The 10,849-nt window shown below is 49.9% G+C and carries 11 protein-coding genes; all 11 read right to left on the bottom strand.

Translation table 11 applies throughout. The features are described 5' to 3' along the window. The coding region (locus KKF06_06300) for a glycosyltransferase family 4 protein (protein ID MBU1617361.1) at positions 1–1,021 on the bottom strand (1,021 nt) is incomplete at its 3' end. Next, on the bottom strand, positions 1,005–2,360 hold the full coding sequence (locus KKF06_06295) for an O-antigen ligase family protein (protein MBU1617360.1): 1,356 nt from the start codon (positions 2,358–2,360) through the stop codon (positions 1,005–1,007). The genes KKF06_06300 and KKF06_06295, both read right to left, overlap by 17 nt. A gap of 11 nt (positions 2,361–2,371) precedes the next feature. Beyond that, positions 2,372–3,484, bottom strand: coding sequence for a glycosyltransferase family 4 protein (locus KKF06_06290; protein MBU1617359.1), 1,113 nt, complete (start codon positions 3,482–3,484; stop codon positions 2,372–2,374). Beyond that, positions 3,477–4,487, bottom strand: coding sequence for a polysaccharide deacetylase family protein (locus KKF06_06285; protein ID MBU1617358.1), 1,011 nt, complete (start codon positions 4,485–4,487; stop codon positions 3,477–3,479). Before KKF06_06285 ends, KKF06_06290 begins: the two co-directional genes overlap by 8 nt. Continuing rightward, positions 4,477–5,373, bottom strand: a complete 897-nt coding sequence (locus KKF06_06280; GenBank protein ID MBU1617357.1) for an AAC(3) family N-acetyltransferase — start codon at positions 5,371–5,373, stop codon at positions 4,477–4,479. The genes KKF06_06285 and KKF06_06280 overlap by 11 nt, the downstream gene beginning before the upstream one ends. Continuing rightward, positions 5,370–6,536 (bottom strand): hypothetical protein, encoded by a 1,167-nt coding sequence (locus tag KKF06_06275; protein MBU1617356.1) that lies wholly within the window; start codon positions 6,534–6,536, stop codon positions 5,370–5,372. The genes KKF06_06280 and KKF06_06275 overlap by 4 nt, the downstream gene beginning before the upstream one ends. Further along, entirely contained in the window at positions 6,533–7,645 is a 1,113-nt protein-coding gene (locus tag KKF06_06270) for a glycosyltransferase family 4 protein (GenBank protein MBU1617355.1), read from the bottom strand. Before KKF06_06270 ends, KKF06_06275 begins: the two co-directional genes overlap by 4 nt. After that, on the bottom strand, positions 7,642–8,535 hold the full coding sequence (locus KKF06_06265; GenBank protein MBU1617354.1) for a glycosyltransferase: 894 nt from the start codon (positions 8,533–8,535) through the stop codon (positions 7,642–7,644). Before KKF06_06265 ends, KKF06_06270 begins: the two co-directional genes overlap by 4 nt. After that, positions 8,532–9,398 (bottom strand): NAD(P)-dependent oxidoreductase, encoded by an 867-nt coding sequence (locus KKF06_06260; protein MBU1617353.1) that lies wholly within the window; start codon positions 9,396–9,398, stop codon positions 8,532–8,534. Before KKF06_06260 ends, KKF06_06265 begins: the two co-directional genes overlap by 4 nt. Next, a complete protein-coding gene (locus KKF06_06255) occupies positions 9,395–9,844 on the bottom strand; it encodes a dTDP-4-dehydrorhamnose 3,5-epimerase family protein (protein MBU1617352.1) in 450 nt (149 codons plus the stop codon). Before KKF06_06255 ends, KKF06_06260 begins: the two co-directional genes overlap by 4 nt. A gap of 59 nt (positions 9,845–9,903) precedes the next feature. Next, positions 9,904–10,849: SDR family oxidoreductase (locus tag KKF06_06250; protein ID MBU1617351.1), on the bottom strand; the 946-nt coding region annotated here is incomplete at its 5' end.

Below are 10,849 nucleotides of genomic sequence, written 5' to 3'. Positions count from 1 at the left end.
CTTCAATAACCGCCAAGGTTTCAGCCGCCGCCTTCTCCCAGGAGAACTTTTTCGCTTGCTCCAGTCCTTTGCGGCTTAATTCCCGTGCCATTTCGGGGTCATTCATAATTCGCGACATGGCTTCGGTCAACTGGCCTGTCTTTTGGGGATCGATCAGAATGGCCGCCTCACCGGCAACTTCCGGCATGGAGGAGATGTTTGAGGTAATGACCGGAATGCCGCACGACATCGCTTCCAGGATCGGCAGACCGAACCCTTCGTACATCGACGGGTAAACAAAAAGGGCGGCCAGGTTATAGATCAGCGGCAGGTCGGCCTCGCCAACGTAATCAAGAAGTATAATACCACTTAATTCCTCGGCAAACGATTTTCCCCAACCTTTTTTGCCGCAGAGGACCAGCGGATACGCGGCCCGCAAATCAGGGGGAAGAGCCCGATAGGCTTCAACTAACCGGACGGTATTTTTCCGCGGCTCGATCGTTCCAACGTTAAAGATAAACTTTTCCGGCAGGGAGTACCGCTTACGGACCTCGCTTAGCCGCGCCTGGTCGGTGATCGGCTGGTATTGGCCGCCGACCGCCGGGTAAATGACCTTGATCTTATCCGGCGCAACCCCATATAACCGGATCAGATCGTTCTTAGTGCTTTGGGAAATCGCGACGATCCGTTTTGCCCGCTTAAGCGATGGCGGGAAAAAGGCACCTAAATACGCAAGATTTATCCCGCCGCGATAATACTCCGGAAAAAGCTTGAAGACCAGATCGTAAACAACGATAATCGAGCGGCATGGCAGGAAATAAGGCAAGACGATCGAGGTGGAGAAATAAAGTTCCACCCGGCTAAAAACCAATTTGATCGGCAAATAGATCTGCTCAAAGAGAAGCTTATTCAGCCCGCACGGATTATTGATTTCTTTGATCTCTAAAGATGTTTTTTTTAAACCGGCCAAAAGATCACTGGAATAATGGCCAATCCCAGTTTTTTGCCGGCCGATAAAATATTTATTAAAGGCGATTCTCATCGATCTCCTCGTTTTTTTCAAGCTTGTTCAAGTAACCGATAAAGACGCCGAACATGACCCAAAAAAACGACATCGAATATGAAGGGAAAAAATTCCAGGTCGTTAGAATTGCCACCAAGGAGGACCAACTGCCGATCAACAGAATCGCTTCTTCGTTGCTCCCGGCTTTTCTATAGGTCTGGAAGAACTTTTTAAACAAAACAATGAAAAACCAGGCAAAAAGGATCAGGCCGATCAAGCCGGTTTCAGCTAGCAGTTCAACGTAGATATTATTAGCCGAGGCTTCAAAGCCATAACTGATCCCCAGCACCTGATCAAAATAAAGACCAAAGTTTGACAGCCCAATGCCAAAGACAGGGTTTTGCGCGAACAGCGTTAACGCGCCGTTAATCTGCTCCAGCCGTTCGTCACGCGAATGGGTAACGGAACTGATTTCTCCGCCGAACAGCTTTTCAAACACGACTTGGTTGAAAGCATCGCCCAAGCCGACCGCTTGAATAAAAAGATAGCTCGCCACGAGCAGCGCGCCGATAAAAACCAGCAATTTCGCTCTTTTATTTTTAAACCTCAAGAAAAGCAGTAAAAAGAAAAATCCGCCGCTGGCCAGGAAAGAAATGACTCCGCCGGTCGACATGCTTAAGATCAAAGTCAGTAATTGAAGGCCTAAGATCAAGATAACAATCGCTTTTTTGTTTAAAAAGGAACGGATCTTTGTTTTCGGGGCAAAAAAGAAAGCCAAACCGATCGGAATCAAAGCGGTCATATAACCGGCGAAAAAATTAGGCTCTTTGAAGGTCGCGGTGACTCGCGGGATGAAAAAAAACGAGACCGGCGGTTTTTCGCTCATCGTCGGCAAGACGAGGGCCGGAACTTTAAGCAGGGCCCCTAAAAACAGCTGTAAGCCGTAGAGACAGACCAAGATCGACGAAAAGATCATTATACCGTAGATATTTTTCAGGCTGGCTTTCGACACTATCAAATTGGAAACAAAGATCGCCAACAAAATATTTAACAGTAAATAGAATATCTCGATTATCGGGTTCAGTAAAAAACTGCCGCGGGTGGCGCTCCAATTCGGCATCGATTCAAAAGAAAGCAGGCCGACATAGCTGATGATCACGGTAAAAACGACCCATAAAAAGAAAAAGAGGAGCGGATAAAAGGCGCGATCGATCCTCAATTTTATTTCCCCAGCCACCGCGCCGCGCATAAACCAGAAAAGTAAAAAAAGGACGAATAACATTTCATAAGTTTTCAACGGGACCTTAACGTTTACGACCAATGAATAAACAAATGGAAGAAAAAAAACGATAAAGAAGAATATATTTTTGATTTTCATCTAACGACCGCCTACGAAGCCAGTGTTCGGGCGACTATCTCTTGCCAACCCTTGGCCCAACGTTGCAAATTATATTCCGCTACCACCCTGGCCCGCTGATCTTTTCCTAAAACCTCCCGATCCCGCGCCGCCTTGATCATCATGCCGCACAAGCTTTTTGGTTCGATCTCGGCCAGCAACGTGGGGAGGTCGGGCAAGCCGCCGGCGTTCGTCGAGACAGTGGCAATCCCGCAAGCCATGCTCTCGAGCGCGCTAAGGGAGGTCCCTTCGGAAAATATCGTCGGAATGACCGTCAAACAAGCCGAACCGTAAACCGCCGGCATCTTTTCCCAGGGGACCCCTCCCAAAAAAAAGACTTTTGAGCTTAAACCGTGTTTTTTAACCGCTTGCAGAACTTGCCGGAAGTACGAATAATCGACAATATCTCCGGTCACGACCAGATTGGTTTCCGGATGATGCGTCACGAACAACGCGAAGGCCTCCACCGCCAGATGGATCCCCCGGCCAAAAGAAATATTTCTGGGAACCAGAACAGGATTTAAAGCCTTCAATCCGGCTAAGCCAGGATTAGGGGAAAAATGTTCGGTATCGACGCAATTCGGCAGAAACCATTTATTAGGAGCGATCTCCTGGAACATTTTTTCGCGCGGGTTGATCTTGATCCCCATCTCGCGGAAAAAATTAGTATCATTGGCGACCACGCATTTGGCTCGTTCAAAAGCGAATCGCGCAACCTTTTTCTTTAGCTTATGGTTAAAGGAGCGAGGCGGCTGCCACCACTCAACACCATGAGAAAGAACGATCGTCCGCTTATGCCAGGAAACCGGCAAAAACTGGAGCGGGTAATGGACGATCAAAAGATCCTCAGCCATTAATTGCCTGGTTTTGGCCAGGAGCAAAGCGTTAAAAGCCCAGAGCTCCGAACCCCTCCCCCCCACTCTCAATATTTTGGGCAAACGCGGGACTAAGATCAGTTCATCAGATCTTACCCCCATATCACGCTGATAGACCCGCTGGCTGTACCCGGCATCCTCTAACACCTTATATAGATTAGCCAGATAAGTTTCGGCCCCGCCAAAGATCGGCTTATAATCGGTCGTAACATGGCCGATGTTTTTACCCATGCTTGATCGTTCCCCTTATCCTTTTCCATAAGTCTAGCACAATTTGTTTTCCACCCGGCGGCAAAATATCGTCCAAAAACCTCTGTTTTATTTCCGACAGCAGACAAACGGCCAGCCACTTAAGCCTGATCGGCAAGGGATATTTAACCGGTCCCGAAAAACTGCTGGTTGATGTTTTCATCTGGCCGCCCGGTTCTCCTTCACCGTCCAAACAAAGCGTTTTATAATACTGCGCGAAGCTCAGCGATTTGACGCCGGCCAGCGAGGATGCATAATTAAAGATAAAATCGAGGACCTGGCTATTGTAAGCGATATCGCGGTCGTTCGGATGGCCGTATAATATTATTGGGATCCCTTGCCGGTATTTTTCCTCGATCACCCGCGCGAAATACCGGCACGCCTCGTCAACCGGCAAGCCGGCATAGGCAAAAGAGCCGGAACAGACCGGGTGGATCGGTATCTGGATCACCGTCGACGGTCTGTCCATTACCCTTGGATAAAAAGGAGCACGGTCGTATGCCAGGCCAAACTCCGAGCTGTAATTAATGCCCAGCTCTTCCAGAGCGGATTGAAAGCCTTCGTTCCAAATGCCGTAGGGGGCGACCACACCTTTAACCCTCCGGGGCGGAAGGTGTTTTTCGGCCTCCCGCAAATTATTTATATTTCTCGCCTTGTCCGGATAGACCCGGTGCAGGAAGGCGTGCGACTGCACTTCGACCAGGTCATCATTCAATAATTGTTCCAAACCGGCCGGCGACCCGAGATAATTCCCAACGTTAACGAACCAGGTAGTTTTAACCCCGTATTTTCGGGCAATGTTTAAAAAAGCCTCCTGCCCTTCCTTTAAATAAAGATCGGCATCAACCCGAAAAAGGAAGACGCCTCCATTTTTTCCCGGACGCGTTATCTCACCTTCCCCGATCCGGTTTGACCGGGCGACCCTTTCCGTAATATAAAGCCCGTTGGGGGTCCAAAACCTTTTTCGGATCGTGTTATTTGGCATAGATTGTCTCCCCATCCTTGAGCATATCGTCCAGCGCCCTGACAATCGCGCCGCTATTTAACAAATAAGAGTCCCGCCCGCCGATCTTTGAAGATTTAACGATCCCCTTCTTTTCAAAATACTTTTTCACCCGAGCTAAGACAAACCGATCGTGGTCGATCCGTTTTTTGGCTAGATCATCTCGGTGATAAAAAATCATCATATCAGTTACCTGCCCGGTTTCGTCAATAACGCGAACCGGCAAAGGCCGCTCGGCATAGACCGACAAAGGGAAGTTCGGGTTGAGATCCTCATAAACATGATAAAAAGTGATATACCGGATGGAAACGCCCAAGCAAAGGATATCACCGCTCAATTCCATCAGTTTTTGGTAAGGAGAAAAACGATCAAAAGGTGTTTTTGACTTTTGGTGTTCGCCAACCAAAAAAGCAGCTTGCGGACCAAACGCGGCAATTGAATGCGTCGGGTGACAGCTTCTAAGAACGCCGGACCGACGCCTGAAAGTTTCAGATATTTCTCCCAGTCTCGAGGGGGACCTGCGGCAATCAAAAACCCCGCCCTGCTCCGGCGACCAGCCAAAGGCCGGCATGGCCAATGTTCCTTCCGGCCCCAATACTTCCAACAAAGCTTCGATTACCGCCTTCGCTCCACCTTGAACAAAGCCCAACCGGCTTAATGAACTATGGACCAAAAGGACCGATCCTTTTTTCACCCCTAATTCCCGCAAACCGTCGACCAGCATCTCCCTGGTCAGTTTATCCGCCTTCAGGTACTCATATTGCCATTTTACCCTGGCCGGCAGGCGTAAAAGATTTTTACCCAACTCTTTGATCCCTGGCGGCAGTTTGTCTATTATAGGGAATCGTTTTTTAGGCGTATTGATCACTGTTGCTCCCAGGCGACCTTGAATTGTTCGGCAACATGCACGATCCCGATCTTTTGCCTGCCCTTAATGATATTTTCACGCTGTTTCCGGTACCGATCAGCACTATCATTATTTAATATATCGATCAAAGTCTTCTTTAATTCATCATAACTGTCGCACAAATAACCGATATCTCCCAACAGATCAAAATAATGATCAAAAAATTGGCTGCGCAGCGCAATAATTGGTTTACCGAAGGAAAACGCATCGAATAACGCGGCGCTGATCCTAAACCGGTAAGCTTGTTGATCGTAAAGAAACACAGCGTAATCGATCCCCTCCGCCTGCTTCTTATATTCCTCCCAGGCCAAGGGCCTGTCCGGCGAAGTGATCACGACCTTGGAACGATCGACCTGCCGGATCTTATTCTCTGCCAGATGGCCGATCAAGGTAAATTTTCCTTTTTGCCTGGTCGTCTGGCCGTCAACTTCTGCCGCTGCCCGAAAGAAAAGATCGATCCCTTTTTCCAGATTGCCGGAGCCAAGCGCCCCAAAGACTATTTTTTCTCCCCCCTCCCGAACGTCGCCCGGTACCACAAAAAAATAAGGAAGATCAAGCACGCTAAGATGTTTCTCTACACCAGGAAGGGCCAGGCATAATTGTTTTTTGATCGGCTCACCCAGCACCAGATAACGCAGGCGGTTCGAATTCATCAGCGCCATGACCGGCCGGAACCACAAGATCAACGGCCAGATAAAATACCATCGTTTAGGCGGCCCGTTTATTTGGGCCAGAACATTGTGGGGAATGAGATACACTTTGATCTTCCTGAAGAATAACATCAATATTTTGATCGCGATCAATCCCGGGCTAAGGATCGAACAGAAAAGAAGGCGGTCGGAACCGGTCCGCGAAGCGGCCGCAAAAAACCGGTAAAACAGGAACAGGTCGGGGAGCAGGCGCAAGATCTCGCGGCGGCGGCGCGGCTGGACCGACAATTCCTGAAAAACTACCTCTTTGATCCCGTGTTGTTCAAGCCTGGCCCTGACCTGGCCGATCTGTCCGGTCTCGGCGGCGAAGGTGATCGGCTCGGCGGGGTAAGCGCCGCGGATCGCCGCGATCAGGGCGGCGTTGACCTCGGCGTGCTCAAATCCGACGCAATTGGGCTCGCAAACAAGGATCATAAACGGCTCCTGACGATCTTGAAGAGTGTCCCAATGATCGCCGCCAACCTGAATCGCGGACGCGGTTTTTCGAACAAAAGCCGATGCTTTTCGGCCGCCGCAGGCCAGGTCTGGGTCAAGGCATACATATAAGCTCGTTCCAGCATCGACTGGGCCGCTTGCGGATTTTTAAGATGAAAAGCGATCCGTTCCGCCAATTCCACCGGTATGCCGCAGATCTCGTTCATCTCTTTGGCTCCCGGGACCATTTCCAGGTAATCCTTTTTTAACGGGTTAGAATAAATACTAAAGACCAGGCGACGACAGGCCATCGCTTCAAGATTAGCCAAACAAGCGGATAAAAAGGCGTACTTATGCTCCTGAATAACCGTTTCAACTTCTTTGGCAACGCCCAGATATTTGACGGGCAACCCGCGCTCCTTGATAAAACTGTCGATCTTTTTCATTAGTTCCTGGTCTTTAACAACTCCATAGATATCCAGTTTAAGCTGGAAATCGTATTTTTCCTTTAAGATGCTCAAAGCTTCCAAATATTCCCATAAGCCTGTATCCTGCTGGATCCGGCCGACAAAAACAGCCGAAGGTTCGCCTGGAGGATCGATCTCCTTTGTCGGCCGTTCACAGCCGCCATAAACGACGAAATCAGGCTCGGTCCCATACCATTTGGCAATGTAATGACCGCCGCAAATATTCCCCCAGGTAATTAGTTCAACCAGTTTGCGGCGCAGGATGATCGACTCGGGAACCGGAAAAAGGCCTTCATGCCCAAGAAAAGTGACAAAAACCGGTTTCCGGAAGAACAGGAGGCGGAAGGGCAGATACCAGAGGAGGACCGTGTTATAGTCGAATCCGTGGACCAGATGAGCGGCCAATATTTTTCTTATATTTTTCAAAAAAAAGATCCAGATACCGAACAAACCATTTTCCGGAAAACGTTCGATCCTAACCCCGCCAACCACTTCCACCGCAGGATGGGCGGGATCGCGCTTTGGGGTCCAGACGGTCACCTCATAACCGGAGGCGGCTACCCCTTCCGCGACTTTTTGATAATATTTTTCACCGCCGGCAAAAGGATAATAGCTCGGGCAGAGAAACAACGCCTTTTTCATTTCAAAATATGCCGCCTGGCCGCCCCCAGCCCAAAACGGACCGAAAAGTAAGGGTTATAAATAAAAGAGCTGAAAGCGGCCGCCAAACCGCGCCAAAGCTGTCCATTTAAAAAATATCGATAGCTTAGCCGCAGATAGATCCTGGCCAGAGAAGAGTGGTAAAGAAAATATTTATCCAGCGGATAGCGGGAGTTATATCCAGCAAAATGTTTTCGCACCACCCTGATCTCATTATCAAAAGAGGTCTGAAAATCATGGCTTAGATTGTTCTTATGGATACGGTATTCCCCCAATGTTTCATTCAGGAAAAAAAACTTCTTCCCCTTCGCGGCCAGCCGAAGCCAGGCCTCGTAATCCTCAACGTGGACAAAACTTTTGTCGCCGTCAAACCCTCCGATCTCGTCCATCGCCCTTTTCTTAACGACCGTCGCGCTCCCGAGCACGCAATTCCCCAGCAAAAGGGAGCGAAAAACATCTTTGCCGTCCGGACCGACCCGCAGGACATCACCCGGCTTGCCATGGACCATAGTCAAAAGATCGTGCGTGACCAGATCGATCTCAGGGTGATCGGCAAAAACCCTCATGACTTTAGCCAGCTTCTCCGGATACCAGGAATCATCGGAATCAAGGTAGGCGACATATTCACCGCGAGCCAGTTTTGTCCCGGTGTTGCGCGGCCCGGCGACCGACCCGGTATTTTGCTGGTAATGATAGCGCAGTTTGTCCCAAGAGAGTTTTTCAACAACCTCTTTGGTGTTATCGGTTGAACCGTTATCGACCACGATCACTTCATAATCCGGATATGTTTGCGCCTTGACCGAACCAAGAGAATCCGGGAGGAAATGAGCATGGTCATGAGCGGCAATAACGACCGAAACCCGGGGGGTCATTTTCCAAGTTCCTTGAACATGGCCCCAACGTATCGGTCGATCGCCTCTTCCCAGGAAGGGAGGGACTTCAACCCCAAATATTTAAGGTTCCAATTATGGAGGATCTCGCAATTAGGAACATTCGCTTTCCGCGGGAAAGCGCTGGAGTCGACCGCTTCAACCGCTGTCTTCAGGCCGCAGCTTTCAACGATCTTTTTGACATAATCGGCCCGGCTCCCGCCGCCGGAATTGGTCACGTGGTAAAGTCCAACTACTTCAGTTTTAATTATCTCGTCAATCTTTGCCACCAGGTCGTCGACCAGGGTCGGTGTCCCGAACTTATCTCCGGCTGATTTCAAAACCGGGGTCTTTTGCGCTTCCAGATAGCGCTGGTAGACGAAATTTTTCTTATGCTTGACACTCCCGCCAAAAAGCCAGCCGGGACGAATAGCATAGGTTTTTGGATTCTCCCGCATAGCAAGGACTTCCCCTTCATACTTTGATCGGGCGTAAACGGTCTTCAAAACGACCGGATCATATTCGGAATATGGTTTGACCTCGTCGCCGAAATAACCGCAGGAGCTGATGTAGACCAGCTCCGATTTTTGTTTGGCACAGGCCATGGCCATTTGAGCCGAGGCCCAACTGTTCAATTTATAAGCCGACTCCGGATCGTTCTCGCTGGCGTCAACATGAAGACAGGCGGTATAAAAAACGTAAGCAGGCTTAAAGGCGGCAACCGCCTCCGCCACCGCCGTCCTATCCAGAACATCGAGCTCGGCGTGGGTCGGCGCTTTGACATCGGCCCCGGCCGCCAGATAATAAGCCTCAAGCGCGGTCGCCAGCATCCCCTTTCCCCCGGTTATCAAAACTTTTTTCTTCATCGGTGGACCAGGCTCCAGTCGTATTTAATGTGGCACTTGAGCGGATCGTAGCGGAGCATTTCGTTCGCTTCATGCGGCTCGGTCGCGCAATTGGCGACGATCGCCGGCTTCACGCCAATCGTTTTGTAGCCGTTGACCACGCCGACCGGGATCCGGACCAGCTGGTAGTTGTCCTCACCGGTAAAGATCTCCATCAGTTCCCCGTAGGTCTTGGAATCTTTCCGTTCATCGTACATCACCAGCTTGATCATCCCCTGGATGACGGCGTAAAACTGGGTCTGTTTGGTGTGGAGATGCCAGCCCTTTATCACCCCGGGATAAGCGACGGAAAAATAAACTTCGCCGAATTTCTCGAAGTGCGGATCAGTCGTCCGGAGCATGTGCATGATCATCCCCCGCTCGTCCGGAATCTTTTTCAACGGAATAATTTTAACTCCTTCGATCATGATTTCCTCCTTATTTTTTCAACTCGGAAACCCGCGAATAAACTTCGCGGTTTCCTCGTTCATTTAACCCAATAGAAATCTTTATCGAGCAAGCCTTCTTTCTGCAACAGGGCCAGGTGCTTGAGCCGGATAAACTTCTCCCCTTCAAAAGCTTTAAGGTCAAGGTTGTTCCGCTGGTAAGCGGCATACAGCTCTTCAACCCCTTTCAAAACGTTCCAGGTCGGCTTGAAGTAATCTTTCAAAACGGTATTGATCTTGGTGAAATCGACTTTATAGGTCCGGGTATCGGCCCCGTGCTCGCCGGTATATTCGACGCTGCAACCAGGAATGATCTTTTTGACCGCGTCAGCCAGCTCTTTGACCTGATAATTTTCGCTATTCTGGCCGACGTTGAAAACCTGTTTATGGACCAGCTCTTTAGGGGCTTTCAGGGCGGCAATAAAGGCGCGGCTGAAATCCTGGATATGGATCAGCGGCCGCCAGGGGGAGCCGTCGCTCATGATCTTGATTTTCCTGGCGGTGTAACCCCAGGCGGTCAGATTGTTGACGACCAGATCGAGGCGGAGAAGGGGGGAAGCCCCGTAAACCGTGGCATTGCGCATAAAGACCGGAGAGAAATTGGCATCAGCCAGCGGCGCGACCCCTTGCTCGGTCCCGATCTTCGATTTGGCGTAAGCGGTCACCGGATTGAGCGCCCCGGTCTCGTCGATCGCCTTCCCCTCTTCCGCGATCCCGTAAACACTACAGGAAGAGGCAAAAATGAACCGCCTGACCCCAGCCTGCCTGGCCAGTTTGGCGCATTTGATCGAAGCGTCCAAATTAATGACCTCGGTGATCCCCGGGTTCAATTCACCGATCGGGTCGTTGGAAAGACCAGCCAGGTGAACAACAGCGTCAATTCCCTGAAAGTCGGCCAATTCAACCTTGCGGATATCTTTGACGATCTGCCTAAACTTTGTTTTTCTTTTTTCAAACTCGCAATCGTCAAAATAATTCGAGTCGAGG

Source organism: Candidatus Margulisiibacteriota bacterium, assembly GCA_018822365.1.
Lineage (GTDB): Bacteria > Margulisbacteria > WOR-1 > O2-12-FULL-45-9 > XYB2-FULL-48-7 > XYB2-FULL-45-9.
The sequence above is the reverse complement of the archived record's forward strand: the minus strand, read 5'-3'. Positions and strand labels throughout refer to the sequence as shown.

Coding starts and splice junctions, on each gene's coding strand:
- KKF06_06295 (MBU1617360.1), bottom strand. CDS start 2,360: ATGAAAATCAAAAATATATTCTTCTTTATCGTTTTTTTTCTTCCATTT.
- KKF06_06290 (MBU1617359.1), bottom strand. CDS start 3,484: ATGGGTAAAAACATCGGCCATGTTACGACCGATTATAAGCCGATCTTT.
- KKF06_06285 (MBU1617358.1), bottom strand. CDS start 4,487: ATGCCAAATAACACGATCCGAAAAAGGTTTTGGACCCCCAACGGGCTT.
- KKF06_06275 (MBU1617356.1), bottom strand. CDS start 6,536: ATGATCCTTGTTTGCGAGCCCAATTGCGTCGGATTTGAGCACGCCGAG.
- KKF06_06270 (MBU1617355.1), bottom strand. CDS start 7,645: ATGAAAAAGGCGTTGTTTCTCTGCCCGAGCTATTATCCTTTTGCCGGC.
- KKF06_06265 (MBU1617354.1), bottom strand. CDS start 8,535: ATGACCCCCCGGGTTTCGGTCGTTATTGCCGCTCATGACCATGCTCAT.
- KKF06_06260 (MBU1617353.1), bottom strand. CDS start 9,398: ATGAAGAAAAAAGTTTTGATAACCGGGGGAAAGGGGATGCTGGCGACC.
- KKF06_06255 (MBU1617352.1), bottom strand. CDS start 9,844: ATGATCGAAGGAGTTAAAATTATTCCGTTGAAAAAGATTCCGGACGAG.